This is a genomic window from Trinickia dinghuensis (assembly GCF_003367175.1).
Taxonomy (GTDB): Bacteria; Pseudomonadota; Gammaproteobacteria; order Burkholderiales; family Burkholderiaceae; genus Trinickia; species Trinickia dinghuensis.
Map to the genome: position 1 here is coordinate 147,796 of NZ_QRGA01000009.1, position 22,574 is coordinate 170,369.

Sequence of the window (22,574 nt, forward strand, 5' to 3'; positions counted from 1 at the left end):
TGAGACGGTGAGTCCGCCCGGCATGTCTTCTGGCGGCCGAAGCGTTGGCATAGACTCCCTAGCCATCGACACCTGCATTGATGCATTCGTTTGGTGTCCTAACGTTTCGGAGAACGATAATGATCGAAATCAGAAAAGCGGCCGATCGCGGCGTCGCGGAACACGGCTGGCTCAGCTCGCGCCATACCTTCTCGTTCGCGAATTACTTCGACCCGGAGCAAACCGGTTTCTCGGACCTGCTCGTCATCAACGACGATCGCGTTGCCGCGGGACGCGGCTTCGGCCGTCACCCGCATCGCGACATGGAGATTTTCTCCTACGTGCTCGAGGGGGCGCTCGAGCATCGCGACTCGATGGGCACCGGTTCGACGATCGTGCCGGGTGACGTGCAATTGATGAGTGCGGGCAGTGGCGTCGCGCACAGCGAATACAACCCCTCGCCGAAGGATCCCGTGCATTTCCTGCAGATCTGGATCCTGCCGTCGGAGTCGTCGCTAGGCGCGCAGCCTCGGTATCAGCAAATGCATGTGGGCCCGGAGGAAAAGCGCGGCAACTTGCGCTTGATGCTCTCGCCGGACGGCACCGACGGCTCGCTCGCGCTGCGGCAAGACGCACGCGTCTACGCCGCGCATCTCGATGGCGAGGAAACGGCATCGCTCACGATGGCGAGCGAGCGCTACGCCTATGTGCATGTCGCCGAAGGCAGTGTGACGCTAAACGGCATTCGATTGGGCACCGGCGACGGCGCGAAACTCCGCGGCGAAACTTCGCTGACGTTGACCGAAGGAAACGGCGCGCAGGTACTCGTGTTCGATTTGCGCGCCCAGGAAACCCCGCCAATGCGCTGAAGCCGTCATCGCTGAAACCGCAATGACCGGACTGCGGCGGCGGGCGCGGCTTCTCATTGAGCCAGCGCAAGTTGGCCTGCGGCCCTGATAATCCGAAGCCGGGCAGCGTTTTCAGAAGACGCTCCCGGCTTCGGTCATTTGTACGCTTTTCGACCGGCCGTTCGAATCGGCCGACTTTACAAAACCGCCATTCCATCCGCCCCGCGGAGCGACCAGCACAGTTTCACACTGTCAAATGGCAGTTTAGTCATGGTTGAATAGCATGATTTTCACGATGAAGTAGCAGTTATCCGCCATTTTTGAGGCTGCGGTTGCGTTGAATTTGCCATCACGGCATATTTTCCCGCAAGTGAAATCGCAGACAATGACGCCGCGCCGCGCGTCACGCCATCCATCATCTCCACTTGGATATCACTGCACCTCATCGGGAGAAAGAATTGGAAGTCGTATTGACAGCTTCACCCATCCGCGGCACACCTACAGAGCCGCCGAATGGGCGACAACGTTTGCGCTGGCGGGATTTTCTGAGATACATGACTCCCCTATTGCAATCGCCCTGATTCTGACCTCATTGGCGGGCAGATGTGTTACCGGAACTTACGCCGGAGATGCCGGCTGCATTGCATCCTGGTAATCGCTCGAATCAAGCCGAAGGGCCCCGTTCAACTGCCGAGAAACATAAGAAAGGTCAAAGGCCTTCACACTTCCCTGAGATAACAGATACATTTTGATGCATTAGTTTTATGTAGAAATTTAACGCACGTCCTTTTATTATCGGTCCCCGGGATGGTTATCCGTCCGATGCATCGAAAGGGGTAACGCACCAAACCCGGGAACGCTCCCAGCACTGAAACGACACGCCCTCGGCCGCGAAAGCATTCGACCGAATCCATCACAACAGCAGCAAGCCAATTCGCATAAACCAAAGCTTACGGCAAATCTAACATTTTTAACTAACCGGCAGTCGCTTAAAACGTATGCACAGAAAAAAATAAAAGAAATTAGACAAAAATCATACAGATTCAGTTTTTGTTATTAAATCCACGCATATGGAAACCAAGGAGCCAGCCATGATCGTTGAAAAAATGGAAAAAAATAGCATTGTTCACACTATCGAGCCGCGACGTGTGGTAACGGATGAGAGTCCGCACTGCAAGCAAATTGGTCTTCTGCTGTTCAAGGGTTTTTCTTTCATGACCGCCGGCATGGTTGCCGAGGTGTTCGATTTGGCCAACGAACTGGGCGGACCCGGCACGGAAAAGACAAAGCGGTATAACGTCCGCTTGCTGTCGATCGACGGCGGCGACGTCGTATGCTCTTCGTCCGCGCGCGTCTCGACCGACCGCTTGGAAGCGCGCCACCTGGGCGATCTGCATACGCTGATCATCGTGGGCGACGCCGGCGCGGCACTGGCCGCGCGCGACAACCCGTTCGTCCGCTGGCTGCGCGTCATCTATCAAAAGACGGACCGGATCGAGCCGATCGTCAGTCAAGCCGCGCTGGCCTCCATGGATGCGCACCGTCAAAGAAAATTCGGCGGAAGCGGCGTCTGGACCTCGGCGTTGGAGCCGCGCGGCGCGGCCGAATACATGCCGGGCTCCGGCGACGACCAACATCGCCTGCTCTGCCTCGCGCTGTTCCAAGTCAAGCGGGATCTCGGTCTCGAACTCGCCATGAAGATCGCGGAGCGGCTGATGCCGGGCACGAGCCGCGTATTGCTGCCGAAGCTGAGCCGCAACAGCCATCGCAGCACGAGCGACCATGTCCGCGAATCCGCGCGCTGGCTGTTGGCCAATTGCGAGCAAGACATTACGATCGTCGACGCCGCGCGCGTGGCGGCGATGAGCCAGCGCAATTACTTGCGCCACTTCAAGCGCGAGATGGGCACGACGCCCTCGGAATTCCTGCTGCAAGCGCGCCTGGAACTCACGCGGCGCCTGCTCGTCGAGACCAAGCTCCCCGTCGACGTGATTGCGCGCCACAGCGGGATGCGAAACGGCGACAACTTGGCGAAGATGTTCCGTAAACGGCTGACAGTGTCGCCCACCGAATATCGCCTTCGCCATACTCGGGCAACGGTTTGACCGTCCGACAAGCCGAGTAGGTCCGTCGCCGACCGCGATCGTCGGACCGTCACGACTGCACAGTGCAAGCCGTGATCGTCCGACGAACACGCTCGGCATCGACTTCGCATTGACTACCGATGGCCGGCCGCCGGCCGCGCATCGATCGCACGCCGATCTCGTGATACCGGTTCAACTGCTCGTCAAAGCGGTCCGCACGATTTTCTTGAAGTGATGCACCGTATCGCGCGCGAGCAATTCGTCGCTTTCCGACTGCGAGGCCGCTCGAGCGCTACCGCTGAGTTCGAGCGCTTCGTCGATCGCCGCATTGATGGACGCGGCCGACAAGTCGGGCAGCAACGGGCCGAACCCTTCACGCTCGGCAAACCATCCGATCAGACCGGATTGCGTCGCGATCACCGTCTTCCAATAGCGGCATGCCTGCGCAAGCACGCTGCTCATGCCGTAGTGCCCCTTGTAGCCGACCCACACGACATCGCATGCGCAAAACAAATCCGCTTCCATTTCCGGCGAGATGAATTGATCGAACACGGTCATCGGACTGAACAACCCGCCGCCGATCGACGCAATGAAAGCACGGACGTCCTCGCTTTGCTCGCCGGCGACGACGATCCGCGGGTGCTCGCGTCGCCGCATGCATGCATGCAACAATTCTTTGATGCCCTTGCCGTCCGAGATCGCGCCATACACGAGAATGCAGTGCTCGTCCCCGATTCCCAGGCGCGCCCTCGCCTCGCGCCGCTCGACGTATTCCGCGTCGGGAAACGGACCCGCCAGATAATGGAGCGGCGGACAACCGGCGGCCAGGGGCGAGTTCGCATGCCAAACCGAAAGCGTGGGATCGATCGTCAACACGGCCGACAAATTCCCGCGGCGCAACGCGTTATAAAAAAGACGCTTTTGTATGAGTTCCTTGAGAGGACGGCGTGGCGCTGCGACCTTCATGTCCCGCAGATGGAATGTTTGCCCCGTCACGATGCAGATCCAGCGCGTCACGCCGAACGGCGAGCCCAGCAGGCCGGCCGCATTCAGAATCGAGTCGCCGGAAGGCACGACCACGAGATCGACCGGTTCGGATCGAATCACGCGGCGATAGACGGACGCGAAGGCGGCGTGAGGGCCGAAGCTCGCTTTGACGGCGGTCAATACGGCACGGGGGAAAACGTGGCCGCGATCCCCGGCCCAGTCATCGCTGGCTATTTTCACGGCGGAGCGCGAGACCTCGTAGCCGAGCAAGAGCGGATGGTCGCGATACCGTGGCGCCGTCCACAAGATGCACTCGTACCCCGCTTCGACGAGCGCTTCGATCGTCCACTGAACGTAATGCCAGCGGTAACCGGACAGTTCCGGCTCTATAACGAGCGCGCAAGGTTTCATAGCGTCGAGCGAGCTGGTTTTACACGCGCCGGGGCACTCGAATTGCCGATGACGAAATGAATGCGCATATTGGGGCGATTAGAGAGGCGTCGAGTTCGAGTTCGTTGCTTTCCTAAAATATGCCGCTTTGTTTGATGTCGATCAATGATGGCTGAAAAAATGACCGAAAACACCTAATCCGGCTCGCTCCACCGCCAGCACAGGCCAGGCTTGGGCGCCAGGCCTACCGCAGCGCCACGCTACCGTGCCGCGCATGAAACGGGCGATTGAGATTTCAGGCACGCCGACCTGACTGAAAAATAAGCCACATTGCGGGGCGGCGCGCTAATTCTTGTCGTCGCCCCGTTGGCTACGCCAATTGCATCTGTCATCGTCTCCGAATAATTTTTTTGGAATCGCGACTAAAGACGATGCATGTTCGGCCGTAAACAAAAGCAAGCCGAGGCGATTATCGATCGCCGCGGCCGTCGTAAAAAAGGGCGCCCGCCTCGCTCCGCCGCCGCGCGCAACGCAACCGCGCGTGAACGCTGAACGCACTCTTGCATCGCCACGTGTCGGCCGCCGCGTTCATGCCCTAACAAGGCGCCGTTTCAAGGGAAGACGTAATGGATATGGCTACGATCGAGCGCGAGCTTGACGAGAACGAACTGCATGCTGTCAGCGCGGCGCTCAACCGTGTTCAAGCGGTCATCGAGTTCGATTTGGACGGCATCATCCTGCATGCCAACGACAACTTCTTGAAGGCGCTCGGCTACACGCTCGATGAAGTGAAGGGCCGGCATCACCGAATCTTCTGCGATACGGCCTATACGAGCACTCAGGCCTACCAGCTGTTCTGGCAAAAACTGGGCCGCGGCGAATTCGATCAAGGCGAATACAAGCGTCTTGCGAAAGGCGGCAGGGAAATCTGGATCAATGCCTCCTACAACCCGGTGCTCGATTCCAGCGGCAAGCCCTACAAGATCATCAAATTCGCGACCGATGTCACGGCCGCTCGCATGAAGAACGCCGAGTACGAAGGAAAAGTTCTTGCCATCGACAAGGCTCAGGCCGTCATCGAATTCGATCCGTCCGGGCACGTACTCGTCGCCAACCAGAACTTTCTCGACGCCCTCGGCTATCGTCTGGACGAGATCGAAGGCCAGCACCATCGCCTGTTCTGCGAGCCGGAACACGCCGCCAGCCCCGAGTACCGCGAATTCTGGGCCAAGCTCAACCGTGGCGAATTCGATTCCGGCCGCTACAAGCGTCTCGGCAAAGGCGGCAAGGAAATCTGGATTCAGGCAACCTACAACCCGATCTTCGATCTGAGCGGCCGCGTCGCCAAGATCGTGAAGTTCGCGACCGACGTGACGGCGCAGGTTCACATGGAAAACGACGTACGCCGCCGCGCCGAAGAAGATCGGCGCAAGGTGGCGGATCTCCTCGCGATCGTGAGCCGTGCGGCGGCCGGCGACCTGACGGGTGAGATTTCGGTTCAAGGAAACGACCCGATCGACCAATTGGCGAACGGGATCCACGGGATGATGGTCGACTTGCGCGGCGTGATCGCCCGTATCGTGGAGTCGGCAAGCGATTTCTCCTCAGCCTCGCAGGATATCGCCGGCAAGGCCGACAGCGTCGCGGGCAGCACGCAAACGCTCGGGGCCACGGTCGAAGAGATGAACGCTTCCATCGAAGAGTTGACGGCCTCGATCAACTCGATTGCCGACAACTCGCGCAACGCCAATGGCATGGCACAGCAAACGCAGCAGGAAGCCTCGCGCGGCGCCAAGGCCGTCGGCAGCTCGATCGAGGCCATGCAGCTCATTCAGAAGTCGTCCGAAGACATCAGCGAAATCATCAAGGTCATCGGCGAAATCGCAAGCAAGACCGACCTGTTGGCGTTCAACGCGGCGATCGAGGCGGCGCGCGCCGGCGAGCACGGACTCGGCTTCTCGGTCGTCGCGGGCGAAGTGCGCAAGCTGGCGGAGCGCTCCTCCGAAGCGGCCAAGGAAATCTCGAAACTGATCGCCGAATCCGTCAAGCGCGTGGCCCAAGGCAGCGAAATATCGAAGCAGGCCGGCGAAGCGTTCGAGAAAATCGTGGAAGGCGTGAGCCGCACGACCCAAGCCATCTCGGAGATCTCGGTCGCCGCGGACGAGCAACTCGTCGCGGCGCGCGAGGTGGGCACGGCGATTCAGCACGTCGCCGAATCGACCGAAAGCTCGGCCGAAGCCTGCGACACGATCGCGCGCCAAACCGCTACCTTGAAGAAGGGCGCGGGCTCGCTCGACGACACCGTTGCGCGGTTCAAGGTTTGACCCGTCGAGGCTCGCTTGGACATCGACCACGAAGCGGATCCGGCAACGCGCACCGCGCTCTTCGAGCACGTGTACCGTCATACCGGCATCGTCATGAACGAGCGCAAGTGGCCGATGCTGGCGGGCCGCTTGCGCCGCCGGCTGCATGCGCTCGCGTTGCCGGGCTACCCCGCCTATCTGCGGCTGCTCGAAGAGCGCCCGCAAGAAATCGACGACTTCATCGATCTCGTGACGACCAACGAAACGTCGTTCTTCAGAACGCCTCGCGTCTGGGAGTACGTCGCTCACGATTTCCTGCCGCATTGGCACAGGCGCAACGCGGGGGCCGTCTTGCGAATCTGGTCCGCCGCCTCGTCGAGCGGCGAGGAAGCGTACTCGGCCGCCATGACGTGCGAGGAGTTCCGCAGCGTGCACCCCGCATTCCGGTACAGCATCGTCGCGACGGATATCAGCGATGAAATTCTCGGCAAGGCCTCGCGGGGGATCTTTCAAGGACGCAATATCGAAGCGCTCAAGGCATCGCGGCCCGCGTTCGTCGAAAAATATTTTTCGCTCGGAACGGACGGGTACAGCGTGAGCGCCGCGCTGCGCGCGCGGGTTGCGTTCCGGAAAATCAACCTGCATCAGGCGGTGCGCGCCATCGAAGACGTGGATTTGGCGATGCTGCGCAACGTCCTCATCTACTTCGATTCGACGGGCCAAGAGCAGGTGCTCGAGAACGTTCGGCGCGCGATGAAGCTCGATGCCGTCCTCGTCGTCGGAGAGTCGGAATCCTTGAGCCGCTTGAAGACCGGCTTCAGGTTCGAACAACCGCTGATCTACCGGAACGGCAAGGTGGCGCATGACAGCGGCGCGTGACATCCATGTGCGCATGGGCGAGATCGCGATCGGCCGCGGGCCGGATCTGCTGCGCGCGACCCTGGGCTCGTGCGTCGGCATCGCGATGCTGTGGCGTGAGCGCGACGTCTACGGACTCGCTCACTGTCTGCTGCCCGGAGACGGGCAGGCCGGCAGCCGGCGCTGCGCCGCGAACGGGGACACGAGCGCACGCTACGTAACCGACGCAGTGCCTTGTTTGCTTCGCTTGATGAACATCACCGCGGAGGCTCGCCGTTCCATCGAAGTCGTCTTGGCAGGCGGCGCGAGCATGATGGCGCCCGCTCGCGCGACGAAATACGGTGCCATCGGCGATCAAAACGTGCGCATGGCGTGCGGCCTGCTGGCGTCCTTGGGGATGTCGATCGTCCACGCCGACGTGGGCGGCGAGCACGGCCGGCAACTGATCGTCGACTGCGTCGGGCACAACTACGCTGTCCGTACTTTTACGCGTCCCAGCTAACCCGGGGTCACCATGGAAAACACGAGCAACTCAAGCGCGAAAGACGGCACCGCCGTCGAAGTGTACGGATCGTTTCTGCTGGGTGACAGCGAGCTCGCGATCGCCGTGGACATGCTGCAGGAGGTGGTCGACTATCCGTCGAACGTGACGCGCTCGCCGCTTTCGCCGGAGCATCTGCTCGGCATCTTCAACCTGCGCGGCACCTTGATCCCCATCGTGGACTTGCGGGGAATGCTCGATATCGCCGGTGAGCCGTGCCGCGCATCGAGCAAGATTGCCATCGTCAATTTGGGCGAGACCTGCGTCGGGCTGATGTTCGATGCCACGCGGGAAATTCTACGCGTGCAAGCGTCCGAAAACATCATGTTCGAGCAGGCGGACGGTGCGAAGGGCGTCATCGGCGGATGCCTGAAGCTCGACGAAGGCGAACGCATCGTGCAGATCCTTTCGGTCAGCGCGCTGCTCGGCATTCCCGAGGTGCCGCATATGCGCCAACGTGGGATGTCGGTCGTGCGGCGCGCCCCGCAGCGGCAAACGGTAGCGTTCCGCGTCGGCGATACGCAGCTCGCGCTGCCCATGGAGGGCATCCGCGAAATCGTCCGCGTGCCGTCGATGCATCCGTCGCCGCTCGGCGACGCGCTCTGCGTCGGGATGCTCAATCTGCGCGGCGATATCCTGCCGGTGATCGACTTCGCACGACTGATCGGTGTTGGCACGACGTCAGCCGATCCCTCGGTCGACGACGTCTCGGACGACCGCAGGATCGTCATCCTCAAGGACGACGCGGTGTATTTCGGTCTGCTCGTCGACGAGGTATCGCGCATCGTCGGCTATCGCGACGACCAGCTTCTGGCCATGCCGAGCTACGCGCAGCGTCATGTCGACTGGTTCGCGGGCTGCTTGGCCGACGACGACGGCGGCAGCCTGATCCTCTTGAAGCCGGATGCGCTGTGCGGGTACGCGCGAATCAAGCAAATCGCGCACGGTCATCGCCAACTGTACAAGGATAGGAAGGTCGAGGCCCTAGGCAACAAAGGAACAACCCGCGGCTCCCGCGAAACTTGGGTCACGTTCCGGCTCGATCAATTGTTCGGCGTGCCGATCGGCCGGTTGCGCGAAGTCATCGACCTGCCCGACGAGATCGTCGCGACGCCCGGGCTGCCAAAGCATGTGCTCGGCGTACTGAATCTGCGCCACGAACTGGTCACCTTACTGGACGTGCGCACGCTGTTCGACATGCCCGCCCTCGCGAATCGCGAGATGGCCAAAGTTCTGATCGTCGAACTTCAAGGCGAAAAGCACGGCTTGGTGGTGGACGGGCTCGATAACATCGTCACGCTCGACACGGCCAAGCGGATCGGCGTGCCGGCCGTCCTCAAGCAGCAGGCGGGCCAGCGGCTCGCGGCCTCGCTCGACGGGTGCATCGAGGTGCCTGGCTGCGGCACGATGATGCTGATGATCGATCTCGAGGCCGTGTGCCGGCAAGGCGCGCACGCTTTGGCCGCGTGAGCCGTCGATCCTCGCTCAAGACCCCATCAATCCCGCCGCGATGTTCACGCACAGGCCCAGCACCGCCGCATTGAAGAAGAACGACAAGATCGACTGCGCCAACGTGATCCGCCTCGCGCGCTTCGAGCAGACGGACACGTCGGACGTCTGCGACGCCACCGCGATCGTGAACGAGAAGTACATGAAGTCCCAATAGTCGAGCGACTCGCCGTTGTTCGGAAACTTCAGCGAAGGCCGGCGTTCGTCGGCCTGGTGATAGTGACGTGCGTACTCCAGCGTAAACACCGTCGGAATCAAAAGCCAAGCGCCGACCATCGTCGCGCCGGTCAGCGCATAGTTGATGCTCGCCTGCACCGTACCGAGCCCCTTCGCGGATGCCAGCTCGACCACGATGGCCACGATGCTTGCGATCGCGGCCATCGTGATGATCGCGAGCACGGCGCTCGCGCCTTCGTCTTCGCGCTCGGCCACGCGCTGCACGTCTTCCGGGCTCGCCGTGACCATCCGAATCCAGATCAAGACGAGATACGACCACATGCCGATATCCCACGCAAACAACGGCCGCTGAATCGGCCGCAGATGCCAAGGCTCGATGAAGAAAACCAGGATGCCGACGGCCGTGGCGATGAAGATTCGTGGACGATGACTCAAGAAGCGAACGATACGTGCGGATGCGCCCATAGGATTCCGGTCGAGTGAAGTGAGGAAGTCGCGGCCGCCCTAATGTGCGAGCCGGCCGGCGGCCATTATCGCCGCTCGAGCCGTCAAGGGCATCGCCGCGGGCCGCGGAAGACGGCGCCGCCCTCCGCGAATTTGCTATCATCCCTGTATATTTATACAGTCCCACCGAGCCGCCGTGCAGCTCCCCGCTTCCTCGCCCTACTACCTGCTGAACTTCGAGCGCGCACTGGCGTGGATCGCCGAGCGCTACGACGGCCTGCTCGATGCGAGCGAACTCGGCTTTCTGCAAGCGTTCCCCGATCTGCCACAGCCGTCGCGCGCACTGCTCGTGCGCATGCTGATGCGCCGTGGGCCGCTGTTTCGCGCGAGCCGTCTCGTCTATGAGGAAATCGGTTGTCCGCTCGAGGCCGCCGCCGCGCCGGCAAAGCTCGGATGGCTCGATGCGGATGCCCCGCTGACGATCGACGAGGTGTTCGCGGTCGCGACCCGCCCCGAACTCGCGCGTATGTTTCCGGCAAGCACCGGCGGCAAGCACGCACGCAAAGCGGAATGGCTCGACGCCATTCGCGGCGATTATCCGGAACCGCGTCGCTACGGAGAGTGGGCCGTCGGCGCAGCGGACCGCGCAATACGCACGACGATCGATCCGCTCTGCGAGCGCTTGCGGCTCATGTTCTTCGGCAACCTTCATCAAGACTGGTCGGAGTTCGTGCTGGCGGATCTGGGCGTCTACCGATACGAGTCCGTGCCGTTCCCGCCGTCGGCGCGTGCGTTCCAAACACGGGCCGACATCGACGCCTATCTCTCGTTGCATGCGTGCCGCACGGCACTCGATTCGCTCGCCGTCGCGCACGACATCGATGCCCTGCTCGCCATGGCAATGGCGATCGATATCGACAACGCTTGGCTCGAAACGCGACGTGCCAAATTGCTGTTCAGCGTTGGCAACCATGCCGAGCGTCTCGCTTGCTGGTCGGTCGCGGAGGGCGCCTATCAGCGCAGCACGTGGCCCGGCGCGCGGCACCGCCGCATCCGCGTACTCGAACGCGATGGCCGATTTGACGCGGCGCTCGACTTGGCTCGCCAATCGCTGCGCGAGCCCGAAAGCGAGGCCGAAGCCCAGCGCATCGCCAGAATGATGCCGCGCTTGAATAAAGCCGCCGGGCAACCGGCAGCGCGTACGCCGCGGGAAAGGGAAAGGGAAAGGGAAAACGAAACCCACATCGAACGGGAAACGCTCGCCCTCGCCTATCCCGACGAACCGTTCGCCGTCGAGCACGTCGCGCGCGATCATCTCGGCACCGATGCGGCGCCCGTGTTCTATGTCGAAAACGGGCTGATCAACTCGCTGTTCGGCTTGCTCTGCTGGGAGGCCGTGTTCGCTCCCGTGCCGGGTGCATTTTTTCACCCGTTCCAACGCGGGCCGGCCGATCTGCACGCGCCCGATTTCTTGGCCAAACGTGCCGAAGCGTTTGCGCGATGTCTTGTACAACTCGATGGAGGCGACTACCGCTCGACGATACGCCGTCACTTCGAACACAAAGCCGGCCTTCAATCGCCGTTCGTGTTCTGGGGCATGCTCACGGCCGAACTCGTCGACATTGCGCTCGATTGCCTGCCCGCCGCCCACCTGAAGCTATGGTTTTCGCGGCTGCTGTCCGATATCCGCGAAAACCGGTCGGGCTTGCCCGACCTCGTGCGGTTTTGGCCGCGGGAAAAGCGCTACGAGTTCATCGAGGTCAAGGGCCCCGGCGACAAGCTGCAAGACAATCAAACGCGCTGGCTGCGTTTTTGCATCGCTCATGGGATGCCGGTCCGCGTCCTCGACGTGCGCTGGACGGATAGCAACGAGTACGAGAACGACAACGACGAGCAGGCAGCGGCATGAGCTACGTCGTCGCCGTCCGCACGCTCTGCGAATTCACGGCCAAGCATGGCGACCTCGACCTGCGCTTCACGCCGTCGCCGACGGCGCTCGAAGGGATCGAAGGCCACGCGACGGTCACCTCGCGGCGCCCCGCGGGGTACGAAGCCGAACTGACGCTGAGCGGCACTCACGGTGAATTGACGGTGCGCGGGCGCGCCGACGGCTATGACGCGGCACTCAACCGGCTCGAGGAGATCAAAACGTATCGAGGCCGGCTCGAGTCGATGCCGGACAATCACCGGACGCTGCATTGGGCGCAGGCGCTCGTCTACGGCCACCTGCTCTGCCAAGCGCGCGGGCTTGCCGAACTGAACGTCGCGCTCGTCTACTTCGACATCGGCTCGCGCAAGGAAACGGTGCTGACGCAAACGCACGACGCGCAAGCGCTGCGCGCCTTCTTCGATACGCAGTGCGAACGATTTCTCGAATGGGCGATGCGCGAAGCCGAGCATCGAAGCCGGCGCGATGCGGCGCTCGGAGATTTACAGTTTCCGCATGGCACGTTTCGAAGCGGGCAGCGCGATCTCGCGGTGGCCGTCTACCGCGCGGCTCGCGACGGCCGCGCATTGATGGCCCAAGCACCCACCGGCATCGGCAAGACCCTCGCCACGCTCTTCCCCGCGCTCAAGGCATGCGGACAAGGACACGTCGAGCGCATCTTCTTTCTGACGGCGAAAACGCCGGGACGGGCGCTGGCGCTCGATGCGATCGATTCGCTGCATCGAGCCGAGAGCGACTTGCCGTTGCGAACGCTCGAACTCGTGGCCCGCGACAAAGCCTGCGAACACCCCGACAAGTCGTGTCATGGCGAATCGTGTCCGCTTGCAAGGGGGTTCTACGACCGACTGGCGCCGGCGCGCGAAACGGCCCTTTCGAGCCGGCGCCTCGATCGCGAAACGGTGCGGCGCGCGGCGCTTGCGCACGACGTATGTCCTTATTACCTGGCTCAGGAACTTACGCGCTGGTGCGACGTTGTCGTAGGCGACTACAACTACTACTACGACAGCAGCGCCTTGCTGTACTCGCTCACACGCATCAATCAGTGGCGCGTCGCCGTGCTCGTCGACGAAGCGCACAACATGCTCGAGCGCGGACGCAAGATGTACACGGCCGAGATCGAGCAAGGCGCGTTCAAAGCCGCCGGCAAGAGCGCGCCGGCCGAGCTGAAAAAGCCGCTGCAACGACTGCAGCGCGAATGGAGCGCGCTCAATCGAGAACAAACGAGCGCCTATCAAACGCGCCCCGAAGTGCCGCCGCGCGTCTTGTCGGCCGCGCAGAACCTGATCGGCGCCGTCACCGATCACCTCGCCGATGCGCCGCTCTCGCTCGACGATACGTTGCTGCGTGTTTTCTTCGATGCGATGCATTTCGTTTCGTTATCCGAACAATTCGGCGAGCATTCGGTATTCGATGTGAGCCTGCGTGGAGAGGGTTCCGCTGGAAGCGATAGGCCCTTTTCGACGCTCTGCGTGCGCAATGTCGTTCCGGCGCACTTCCTCGCCGCGCGGCATGCGGCGGCGCAAGCCACCGTCATGTTTTCGGGCACGTTCTCTCCCGAGCAGTTCTATCGCGACATGCTCGGGTTGCCCGACGGCACTGCCGCCATCGATGTCGAAGGTCCGTTTCGCGCCGGGCAACTGAAGATCCACGTCGCCGCGCACGTCTCCACGCGATGGCGCGACCGAGAGCGCTCGCTCGTACCGATCGTCGATTTAATGGCCCGCCAATACGCGGACGTTCCCGGCAATTACTTGGGATTCCTAAGCAGCTTCGACTATCTGCAGCGCATCGCCGACCAGATGCGCGAACGTCATCCCGACGTGCCGATCTGGATCCAGGCGCCCGGCATGGATGAAGCGGCGCGCGACGCGTTCCTGGCGCGCTTCCGGACGACCGATCGCGGCATCGGGCTCGCCGTGCTCGGCGGCGCGTTTTCGGAAGGGGTCGATCTCGTCGGCGATCAGCTGATCGGTGCGTTCGTCGCCACGCTCGGCCTGCCCCAAGTGAACGACGTCAACGAAGCCATGCGCCGCAAGATGGACGCCAAGTTCGGCAGCGGCTACGACTATGTCTACTTGTATCCGGGCTTGCAGAAGATCGTGCAGGCGGCCGGCCGCGTCATCCGCACCGAGACCGACGTCGGCGTATTGCATTTGATCGACGACCGGTATCGGCGCGCCGAAGTGCGGCGGCTGTTGCCGGGGTGGTGGGCTTTGCCCTGAACGGGACGCCTAGGGGCGTCGGGAAAAGCAGGAGCTTTCTATGAAAGCGCCTGCTTTCTGTCAGAGCGCGAGCCTTCTCTTGAAGCGCGAACGCTGTTTAAATGCACACGCGTTCGCTCGTCAAGTCGACGTTGAGTGCGCCAACGCTCAGACGCGGATAGCGCGATTCCCCAGAATGCGCAAACGCGGCCCTCCGATGCTGCGCGAATCGAATATCGGCAACGCACCGGTGTTCGAACAAAAGAGGGAGGCCGCACAAACCGGGGGATCGCCATGTTCAGACGCGCCGTGCTGATCGGCACCGGCATTGCCTTGCTGGGGCTGTACGCGCCTGACTATGCGGAGCAGACACTGCAAGCACCGGCGTTTACGCTTGAAGCATCCCATCAGCGAACGGCGGCATTGGCCCCGGTGCCGTCCACTCTCGCAAATCCGAAGCAAATCGAACGATTGGTGACGAGCCAAGTCGGGCAAGTCGCCCCGCCGGCGATGCAAACGAACGAGGCCGAGGACAGCGGCATCGATCAATGCGTGGCGCTCTATATCCACATCGTGGCCCCGGAAAACCCGAATTGGAATGAGCGCGACCCGCGCTGGGAGCCGATGCGCCAGGCGATCGCTCGAGACTGCGCCCGGCGCCGGGAGGATCGGATCAAAGTCGTACAGCCGAAATTGGAGCGGATGTACCGCGATGCCCTCGCGCAAAGCGACGCTCGGCATCTGTCTCGCGCGGATGCCGTCGTGCTGATCGAGTTTTACGCGACGGACACCGGCCGCCGGTTTCTGGCATTCCAGAGCCGCATGGCCGCGATCGAAAGCAGCGTGCTACGGCAGCTCTTCATGTCGCGCAGCCCAATGAACAAAGCGGCTCCACCGCCGGCGCTCGCACCGGAAGTCTTGAAGCGACGCGCGACGCTGCTGCTGATGTCGCGCGAAATATCGGCGATCCAGCAATGGCAAGACGATGCGGCCCACACCGGCGACGATACCAGCGGCGGTACGGTCGGGCCGGTACTGATCAACATGACGGCCGCCTTCGAAGGCGGCGCCATCGATCAAGTCGATAGGGAATTCGCGGTGGACATGCCGGCCTTCACGGCATTTCTGTCGTTGCCCGCCGAGAAACATGAAATCCGCGTGTTCGCCGACGCGCTGAAGGCATTCCAAAAGGCATCGGCCAGTACGTTCTTGGAACTGGCTCCGCAATCGAACGGCGACCTGCAGAAGTGGCGCGACGAATATCGGGCGTTGCCGGTGCCGCACGGGGGATCGCCCGCAAGCGCACCATCGCCCAAATAGCGTCTGGCACAGGCAAAACCGGCGGCGAAGCTGCACGTCTCGGTGATTCAGGCTACCCTGTCTGCGACGATCGCCGATACACCCGTGTCGGGCACGCTGCTCAACCCGCTGCCACTCTCGAAGAACCGCCATGTCCTACGACAGCAACAATCCGTTCGCCAAAATCCTGCGAGGCGAACTGCCCTGCGTCAAAGTGGCCGAGGACGACGCCACGTGGGCCATCATGGATCTGATGCCGCAGGCCGACGGGCACGTATTGATTCTGCCCAAGGAGCCGGCCGTGGAGATCTTCGAACTCTCGGATGCCGCGACGGTGGCATGCATGCGCATGACGCAACGAATCGCGATCGCCGTGCGCGAGTCGCTCCAGCCGGATGGCGTATTCATCGGGCAATTCAATGGGCACGCTGCCGGCCAAACGGTCGGACATGTGCATTTCCATGTGATCCCGCGCTGGGAGGGCGTCGCGCTGCGCCTGCATGCGAGAGAGGTCGCGGAAGCGGCCACACTGGAAGCGTTCGCCAAGCGTATCCGCGAGCGGCTCGTATAGCGGAAATCGTGGCGTCCGATCCCTTCCATTCACGTGAACCCTCCATGACTCGCCTCGATCCTCCCTCCATCACGACGTGGCATGCCCACGTGTACTTCGATGCTTCGAGCCGCGACGCGGCATGGGCGCTCAGGGAAGCCATCGCAAGCCAGTTCGGCGCGATCGTGCAGCTTGGGCGCTTCCATGAAAAGCCCGTGGGCCCTCACCCGCTCTGGTCGTACCAACTCGAGTTCGATCGTGCGAGCTTCGGCGCCGTTATCGAATGGTTGACCCTGAACCGTGGCCAGCTCGACGTATTCGCGCATCCGAATACGGGCGATGCGTTGGTGGATCACCGCGATCGGGCCGTTTGGATCGGCCGCTCGTATGAGTTGAATCTAAAAGCCGTGGGCGGATAGCAGCCGGCAAGCCAGCGATGCGTCAACTCTTCTTGTCGCTCCACCCGCCGCCGAGCGCCTTCACGAGCCCGATCGACAGCGCCATCTGTTGCCCGTGGATCTGCACTTCCGTGCGCTGGCTCGTCAACAGCGATTGCTGTGCATCGATGACGTCGAGATAGGCGACAAGCCCGCCCGAGTAGCGATCGTTGGCCAACGACAACAGCCGCTGAGCATCGACCACCGCCGCATGCGCCTGCTTCGACGCCTCATCGAGAACGGAAAGACCGGTCACCCCGTCCTGCACTTGCTGAAACGCCGTGAGCACGGATTGGCGATAGTTGGCCTCCGCCTGCCGATACCCCGCGCTCGCGTATTTCAAATTGGCCTTGCGCCGCCCGCCGTCGAACACAACTTGACTCACTTGCGCGCCGAGCGTCCACATCAAGCCCGGCGCCGTCAGCAGACTCGCGAACGACGTCGACTCCCATCCGATCCCGGGCGTCAGAACGAGGTTCGGAAAGAACGCGGCCTTCGCTACGCCGATCTGCGCATTGGCCGCCGCCATCGCCCGTTCCGCCGATGCCACGTCGGGCCGCCGCTGCAGCACGTCGCTCGGAACGCCGATCGCAATCGTCGGAGCGTGCATCTCGGTGACTTTCGGCGCGATCTCGAACTGCGGTGCGGGTACGCCGACGAGTGCGGCGATCGCATGCTCGTACTGCGCGCGCTGATTGACGAGCAGCGTTGCTTGAACCCGCGTGGCGTCGAGATGGGCCTGCTGCTGATAGAGATCGAGTCCCGACACCGAGCCGAGATCGTGCTCGGCTTTCACGTAGTCGAGCGCCTTTTCCTGCAATCGAACCGATTGGTTCAAGACGTCGATCTCGGCGTCGAGTTCACGCAACGCGTAATAGTCGGTGGCGAGATCGGTGGTCAATACCAGGCGGGCATTGGCCAAATCGTCGGCCGCCTGTTGCGCCGATGCATTTGCCCCTTCCACTTCCCTACGGATCCGGCCGAACAGATCGGTGTCGTAGGTAATCGTCGGGCCCAGCTCGACCTCGTTTTGCACGGTCGACTGATTCGGCGTCGAATAGTTGGTCAGCGGCCGGTTCTTCGAAATCTTCAAGCGGTCGACCTGCCCGCCCAGATCGAGTTCGGGCAGCCGTTGCGCGGACGTGAAGGCGAGCGTCGCCCTCGCCTGATCGTAATGCGCGCTCGCCGCTGAAAGCGTCTGGTTTTGTGCAAGCGCCTGTTTCTCGAGCCCGTCGAGCTGTTCATCGCCGAAGCCGTTCCACCAGTCGAGCGTGAGCGGCGCATGCGAGGGCGACGCGAGCCGCCAGTAGGAATCGGTTTGCCACGCTTGCGGCGCCTGCACTGCCGGACGCTTGTAATCGGGACCGACTGTACACGCCGCCAGCAACGCCACGGAAACGGCGGCGACAACGGCGGCCGCAGGCCTGGCCGGAACGAAACAACCGCGCCGCATCAGGACAGCCCCTTGTCGGCGTTGCGCTGCATGACCTGGACATGATCGCCGTCGGCGATCGAATCGCTCGGATTCACGATGATCTTGTCGGTCGCCTCAATGCCGCTATCGATCTCGAGTTCCTGCCCCAGATCTTGCGCGATCGAGACCGGCCGCAGATGCACGACGCCGTTGTTGTCCACGACGGCCAGCCGCGGCCCCTCGGCCCGGAACAGCAACGCGTTGCCGGGCACGAGCAAATGCGAGCGCAGCGCGCCCGAGACCGCCACCTGCACATAGGCGCCGGGCCTCAGCTTGTTGTCCGGGTTCGGCAATGTCACTTCGACCTGCAGCGAGCGCGTGGGTACATCGATCGCGCCCGAGACGTGCGTGATCGTGCCGCGGAACGATTGCCCCGGCAGTTCCGCCTGCGTGACGGCGACGGGCATGCCTACCTTGACGTTTTCCGAATAAGCCTGCGGAAGCTGCACATACACGCGCAGCGGATTCACCTGCGCAAGCGCGAACAACGCGCGGCTCGTACCGCTTCCGGCATCGATGAGATCGCCGATATCGACGTTGCGCTGCGTGATCACGCCGTCGAACGGCGCGACGATGCGCTTGAACGATTCGAGCTGCTGGAGCCGCTTCACGTTCGCATCGGCGGCGGCCAGATTCGCGACGTCCTGGTTGTACGTGCCTTGCCGGTCGTCGAGTTCCTGCTGCGAAACGGCATCGCGCTGACGCAGCTGCGACCAGCGCGCGAGCGTCGTCTTGGCGAGTGCCAGGCTCGCGCTCGCCTGCTCGCGCTGCGCAATGGCCTGCGCGAGTTCCTGATCGATCTCCGGGGTGTCGAGATCGGCAAGCAGCTGGCCACGCTTCACGCGCGCCCCGATGTCGACGTACCAATGCAGCAGATAACCCGTCGCGCGCGCGTAGATCGGCGATTCGACGAAGCCGCGCAGCGTGCCCGGCAGCAGCATGTCGCCTGCGCCGCTCGTCGTCTTCGGCGTGACGACGTTGACGTACTGTTTCGCGTTTTGCGCCGTGGCGTTGTCGACAGCACGCCGATTGAGGACGTTCGCGACGACCGTGCGCAGCGCGCCGAGCGCGAGCAGGACCAGCACGACGACGAGCGCGATCTTCGCGCGCCGCCAGACGCGATCGCGCGGCGGCAGCATCGGGCCCCCGCCGTCGTCACGGTGCGGGATGGCCAGGGAGGCGTGGGATTCTTCCGTCATTTCAATCAACCGAGGAAAAAAGGTGCTTCACGTTCATTCGGCGCCGTCCTGCGCCTGAGCATCGTCGTTTGCCTGCGCTTGGCGCGCATGCCGTCTCGCCAAGCGGCCGTGGATGCCGCCGAACAGGAGCGGCACGAACAGCAGCGTCGAAACGGTGGCGAAAAGCAGCCCGCCGATCACTGCGCGGCCGAGCGGCGCATTCTGCTCCGCGCCTTCGCCGAGCCCGAGCGCCATCGGCACCATGCCGATGATCATCGCGCAGGCCGTCATCAAGACCGGGCGGATCCGGCTCGCGCCCGCTTCGAGCGCGGCCGTGAGCGGCGGCGCGCCCGCCGTGAGCCGCTGCCGGGCGAACGACACCACCAGAATACTGTTCGCGGTCGCGACGCCCATCGTCATGATGGCGCCCGTCAACGCCGGCACCGACATATGCGTGCTGGTCAGGAACAGCATCCAGACGATGCCGGCCAGCGCGGCAGGCAAGGCACTGACGATGATGAGCGGATCGAGCCAGGACTGGAAGTTGACGACGATCAGCAGATAGACGAGCACGATCGCCATGGCCACGCCGACGCCGAGCCCGAGGTACGAGCGCTGCATCGTCTCGACTTGACCGCGCACCGTGATCTGGCTGCCGCGCGGCAGCGTCGCGCGCGTTTGCGCGACGAGCTTGTCGATCTGCTTGGCGACGCTGCCGAGATCGCGCCCTTCCACGCTCACGAGCAGATCGACCACGGGCCGGATGTTGTAATGCGTGACCGAAGCGAATTGATTCGCGGGTTGCACCTGCACGAGGTTGCCGAGCAACTGCGGGGCCGCCGACGCCGCGCTCGCGCCGCCCGGGGCGGAGACGGGCGTGCGCAGCAGCGAGTCGATCGACGTCACGTCGTATTGCGGCGAGCGCACGGAGATCTGGTACTCCACGCCGTTGTGCGGATTGAACCAGAAGCCCGGCGACGTTTCCGTACTGCCCGACAGCGAAATCAGCACGTTCTGCGCGACGTCGTTCGCGGAGAGATTGAGTTGCTGCAGCCGCGTACGATCCATTTCCAAATGAATCGTCGGCTCGTTGAATTTCTGCTGGATGTGCGTATCGACGGTGCCGGCGATCTGACGCACCTGCTTCATCAGCTTGCTCGCGACCTCGAAATTCCCGGTTTGATTCGCCCCCGTAATCTGCACGTCGATCGCCGCGGGCAAACCGAAGTTCAGAATCTGCGTGACGATGTCCGCCGGCTGAAAGTAAAACTCCACGCCCGGGAAACGCCGCGGCAGCAACGCGCGCAGTTTGTCGATATAAGTCTGGGTGGGCGCATGGCCTTCGTTGAGCGAGATCTGAATCTCGCCGTCGAGCGTGCCAATCGTTCCCGAATTGCTGTACGAGAGATTAATCCCGCTATATGGGAGTCCTAGATTGTCGAGAATCGTGCCGAGATCCTTGGGCGGCACGGCCGTGCGGATCACCTTCTCCACGTCGTCGGCAAGCCGCGCCGTTTCCTCGATCCGCGTACCTGTGGGCGCACGCATGTGCAGCCGGATGTCGCCCGCATCGACGGTCGGGAAGAAATCGGCGCCGAGGAAGAACGAGAGTCCGAGCGACGCCACGCAAAAGCCGAGGAACGACGCGGCAAACACGCGCCGGCGCACCAAAAGCGTGCTCAGCAACACGATGTAGGCGGCACGCATGCGCTCGAAGGCCGCCTCAAACCTGTGATGCAGCCGCATCAGCAGATTGGGCCGCGCCCCGCTCTTGGGCTTGTGCGCGTGGCCCATCAGCAGCATCGCCATCGTCGGCACGAGCGTCCGCGAGAGGATGTACGACGCGAGCATGGCGAACACGACGGCTTCCGCGAGCGGCACGAACAAATAGCGCGCCACGCCGGTCAGGAAGAACATCGGCACGAAGACGATACAGATACAGAGCGTCGAGACGAAAGCCGGCACCGCGATCTCCCCGGCCCCTTCGAGAATCGCGTCGTGCAGGTTCGTGCCGAGATGCAGGTGCCGCTCGATGTTTTCGATCGTGACCGTGGCATCGTCCACCAGAATCCCGACCGCCAGTGCGAGCCCGCCCAGCGTCATGATGTTGATCGTCTGCCCCAAGGCGTGCAGCGCGAGCAGCGACGAAAGAATCGAGAGCGGAATCGAGATCGCGATGATGCAGGTGCTGCGCCAGTTGCCGAGAAACAGCAGGATCATCGCGGCCGTCAGTGCGGCGGCAATCACGGCTTCACGCACGACGCCGTTGATCGATGCTTTGACGAACAGCGACTGATCGAACATCGCGTGGATCTGGATGTCGCGCGGCAGCGTCGCTTCGACCGTCGGCAGCAGCCGGTGGATCGCGTCGACGACGGAGAGCGTCGAAGCGTTGCCCGTCTTCAGGATCGAGAGCAGCACGCCGCGCCGGCCGTCCTGGCGGACGACGTTCGTTTGCGGAGCGTAGCCGTCGCGCACATGGGCGACTTCGCGCAAGTAGGTCGTCGCACCGCCCACCGTGCGCACGGGAATGTCGTTGAGCCCAGCGATCGTCGTGGGCGAGCCATTCATGTCGACCGTGTACTCGCGCGGGCCGATCTTCGCCGTGCCGGTCGGCAGAATCAGGTTCTGCGCGCTGACGGCGTTGACCACGTCGGTCGGCGTCAAACCCTTGGCGAGCAGTGCGCGCGTGTCGATGTCGATGGAGACGAGCCGCGACTTGCCGCCATAGGGGTACGGTACCTGCGCGCCGGGAATCGTGACGATCTGCGGACGCAGAAAGTTAAGCGCCGTGTCGTTGAGGTCTTGCTCCGACATCGTCGCACTCGAGAGCCCGAGCTGAATCACCGGAATCGACGACGCCGAATAGCTGATGACGAGCGGCGGCGTCGCGCCGCGCGGCATTTGCCGCAATTGCGCCTGCTCGATGGCGACGGTCTGCGCGATCGCCGTCTGAATGCTCGCGTTAGGCTGCAGAAAGAGCTTGATGACGGCGATGCCGGGCAGCGACTGCGACTCGATGTGCTCGATGTCGTTGACGGTCGTGGTCAGGCTGCGCTCGTTCACCGAGGTGATCCGATTGGCGATTTCCTGAGCCGAAAGGCCCGTGTAATTCCAGATGATGCTGACGACCGGGATATCGACGTTCGGCAGAACATCGATAGGAGTACTCATCAAGGAGAACGGGGTCGCCAGCAAGATGAGGATGGCCATCACGATGAACGTGTAAGGCCGCTTGAGGGCAACGTTGACGATCCACATGCGAAAACACGCCGGAAAGGTGCGGTGAAAGAGGGGGAATGTAGTCGAGTTGGCGACGAAAGTTAATTCCTTCGTCCGACAATTTCCATTCCTCCCGCAAGAAACA

Annotated in this window: 16 protein-coding genes; 11 read left to right on the plus strand and 5 right to left on the minus strand. The window is 62.6% G+C overall.

Annotated features, from left to right (window positions below):
* Positions 1-119: 119 nt before the first annotated feature.
* Both DWV00_RS17115 and DWV00_RS17120 read left to right on the plus strand, forming a co-directional pair.
* Positions 120-848, plus strand: a complete 729-nt coding sequence (locus DWV00_RS17115) for a pirin family protein (RefSeq protein WP_115534791.1) — start codon at positions 120-122, stop codon at positions 846-848.
* A 1,193-nt stretch (positions 849-2,041) separates the two neighbouring features.
* A complete protein-coding gene (locus DWV00_RS17120; protein WP_181885494.1) occupies positions 2,042-2,932 on the plus strand; it encodes a GlxA family transcriptional regulator in 891 nt (296 codons plus the stop codon).
* A 171-nt stretch (positions 2,933-3,103) separates the two neighbouring features.
* On the opposite strand, the gene DWV00_RS17125 is transcribed toward DWV00_RS17120, so the two are convergent.
* A complete protein-coding gene (locus tag DWV00_RS17125) occupies positions 3,104-4,309 on the minus strand; it encodes a glycosyltransferase (RefSeq protein WP_115534793.1) in 1,206 nt (401 codons plus the stop codon).
* Positions 4,310-4,914: 605 nt separating this feature from the next.
* On the opposite strand from DWV00_RS17125, the gene DWV00_RS17130 reads away from it, so the two are divergent.
* The 4 genes from DWV00_RS17130 to DWV00_RS17145 are packed head-to-tail and all read left to right on the plus strand — an operon-like array spanning position 4,915 to position 9,460.
* Complete coding sequence (locus tag DWV00_RS17130) at positions 4,915-6,612, plus strand: methyl-accepting chemotaxis protein (protein ID WP_115534794.1); 1,698 nt, start codon at positions 4,915-4,917, stop codon at positions 6,610-6,612.
* A gap of 15 nt (positions 6,613-6,627) precedes the next feature.
* Entirely contained in the window at positions 6,628-7,470 is an 843-nt protein-coding gene (locus DWV00_RS17135) for a CheR family methyltransferase (protein ID WP_115534795.1), read from the plus strand.
* Positions 7,454-7,951, plus strand: a complete 498-nt coding sequence (locus tag DWV00_RS17140) for a chemotaxis protein CheD (protein ID WP_115534796.1) — start codon at positions 7,454-7,456, stop codon at positions 7,949-7,951. Before DWV00_RS17135 ends, DWV00_RS17140 begins: the two co-directional genes overlap by 17 nt.
* A 12-nt stretch (positions 7,952-7,963) precedes the next feature.
* The gene (locus DWV00_RS17145; protein ID WP_115534797.1) at positions 7,964-9,460 is read left to right on the plus strand and encodes a chemotaxis protein CheW; all 1,497 of its coding nucleotides are present in this window, start codon (positions 7,964-7,966) and stop codon (positions 9,458-9,460) included.
* A gap of 15 nt (positions 9,461-9,475) precedes the next feature.
* On the opposite strand, the gene DWV00_RS17150 is transcribed toward DWV00_RS17145, so the two are convergent.
* Positions 9,476-10,141 (minus strand): DUF1345 domain-containing protein, encoded by a 666-nt coding sequence (locus DWV00_RS17150; RefSeq protein WP_115534798.1) that lies wholly within the window; start codon positions 10,139-10,141, stop codon positions 9,476-9,478.
* A 175-nt stretch (positions 10,142-10,316) separates the two neighbouring features.
* Between DWV00_RS17150 and DWV00_RS17155 the strand changes: the two genes are divergently transcribed.
* The 5 genes from DWV00_RS17155 to DWV00_RS17175 all read left to right on the plus strand — a co-directional run bounded on the left by DWV00_RS17155 (position 10,317) and on the right by DWV00_RS17175 (position 16,537).
* A complete protein-coding gene (locus tag DWV00_RS17155; protein ID WP_115534799.1) occupies positions 10,317-12,029 on the plus strand; it encodes a VRR-NUC domain-containing protein in 1,713 nt (570 codons plus the stop codon).
* On the plus strand, positions 12,026-14,290 hold the full coding sequence (locus tag DWV00_RS17160) for an ATP-dependent DNA helicase (protein ID WP_115534800.1): 2,265 nt from the start codon (positions 12,026-12,028) through the stop codon (positions 14,288-14,290). The genes DWV00_RS17155 and DWV00_RS17160 overlap by 4 nt, the downstream gene beginning before the upstream one ends.
* Positions 14,291-14,563: 273 nt before the next feature.
* Positions 14,564-15,589 carry a hypothetical protein gene (locus DWV00_RS17165; protein WP_115534801.1) on the plus strand — a complete coding sequence of 342 codons (1,026 nt, stop codon included), beginning with the start codon at positions 14,564-14,566 and terminating at the stop codon, positions 15,587-15,589.
* A 130-nt stretch (positions 15,590-15,719) separates the two neighbouring features.
* Positions 15,720-16,139 (plus strand): HIT family protein, encoded by a 420-nt coding sequence (locus DWV00_RS17170; RefSeq protein ID WP_115534802.1) that lies wholly within the window; start codon positions 15,720-15,722, stop codon positions 16,137-16,139.
* A gap of 44 nt (positions 16,140-16,183) precedes the next feature.
* Positions 16,184-16,537 carry a DOPA 4,5-dioxygenase family protein gene (locus tag DWV00_RS17175; RefSeq protein ID WP_115534803.1) on the plus strand — a complete coding sequence of 118 codons (354 nt, stop codon included), beginning with the start codon at positions 16,184-16,186 and terminating at the stop codon, positions 16,535-16,537.
* Positions 16,538-16,559: 22 nt separating this feature from the next.
* Here the strand turns inward: DWV00_RS17175 and DWV00_RS17180 are convergent, their stop codons facing one another.
* Genes DWV00_RS17180 through DWV00_RS17190 form a run of 3 tightly spaced genes read right to left on the minus strand, consistent with a single transcriptional unit; the run spans position 16,560 to position 22,468 of the window.
* On the minus strand, positions 16,560-18,008 hold the full coding sequence (locus DWV00_RS17180) for an efflux transporter outer membrane subunit (protein WP_115534804.1): 1,449 nt from the start codon (positions 18,006-18,008) through the stop codon (positions 16,560-16,562).
* Positions 18,008-19,228 (minus strand): efflux RND transporter periplasmic adaptor subunit, encoded by a 1,221-nt coding sequence (locus DWV00_RS17185; RefSeq protein WP_115534805.1) that lies wholly within the window; start codon positions 19,226-19,228, stop codon positions 18,008-18,010. The genes DWV00_RS17180 and DWV00_RS17185 overlap by 1 nt, the downstream gene beginning before the upstream one ends.
* Positions 19,229-19,261: 33 nt before the next feature.
* On the minus strand, positions 19,262-22,468 hold the full coding sequence (locus DWV00_RS17190) for an efflux RND transporter permease subunit (RefSeq protein WP_115534806.1): 3,207 nt from the start codon (positions 22,466-22,468) through the stop codon (positions 19,262-19,264).
* Positions 22,469-22,574: the final 106 nt, after the last annotated feature.

Coding starts and splice junctions, on each gene's coding strand:
- DWV00_RS17145 (WP_115534797.1), top strand. CDS start 7,964: ATGGAAAACACGAGCAACTCAAGCGCGAAAGACGGCACCGCCGTCGAA.
- DWV00_RS17190 (WP_115534806.1), bottom strand. CDS start 22,468: ATGTGGATCGTCAACGTTGCCCTCAAGCGGCCTTACACGTTCATCGTG.
- DWV00_RS17160 (WP_115534800.1), top strand. CDS start 12,026: ATGAGCTACGTCGTCGCCGTCCGCACGCTCTGCGAATTCACGGCCAAG.
- DWV00_RS17175 (WP_115534803.1), top strand. CDS start 16,184: ATGACTCGCCTCGATCCTCCCTCCATCACGACGTGGCATGCCCACGTG.
- DWV00_RS17170 (WP_115534802.1), top strand. CDS start 15,720: ATGTCCTACGACAGCAACAATCCGTTCGCCAAAATCCTGCGAGGCGAA.
- DWV00_RS17140 (WP_115534796.1), top strand. CDS start 7,454: ATGACAGCGGCGCGTGACATCCATGTGCGCATGGGCGAGATCGCGATC.
- DWV00_RS17130 (WP_115534794.1), top strand. CDS start 4,915: ATGGATATGGCTACGATCGAGCGCGAGCTTGACGAGAACGAACTGCAT.
- DWV00_RS17180 (WP_115534804.1), bottom strand. CDS start 18,008: ATGCGGCGCGGTTGTTTCGTTCCGGCCAGGCCTGCGGCCGCCGTTGTC.
- DWV00_RS17165 (WP_115534801.1), top strand. CDS start 14,564: ATGTTCAGACGCGCCGTGCTGATCGGCACCGGCATTGCCTTGCTGGGG.
- DWV00_RS17185 (WP_115534805.1), bottom strand. CDS start 19,228: ATGACGGAAGAATCCCACGCCTCCCTGGCCATCCCGCACCGTGACGAC.
- DWV00_RS17125 (WP_115534793.1), bottom strand. CDS start 4,309: ATGAAACCTTGCGCGCTCGTTATAGAGCCGGAACTGTCCGGTTACCGC.
- DWV00_RS17150 (WP_115534798.1), bottom strand. CDS start 10,141: ATGGGCGCATCCGCACGTATCGTTCGCTTCTTGAGTCATCGTCCACGA.
- DWV00_RS17115 (WP_115534791.1), top strand. CDS start 120: ATGATCGAAATCAGAAAAGCGGCCGATCGCGGCGTCGCGGAACACGGC.
- DWV00_RS17120 (WP_181885494.1), top strand. CDS start 2,042: ATGACCGCCGGCATGGTTGCCGAGGTGTTCGATTTGGCCAACGAACTG.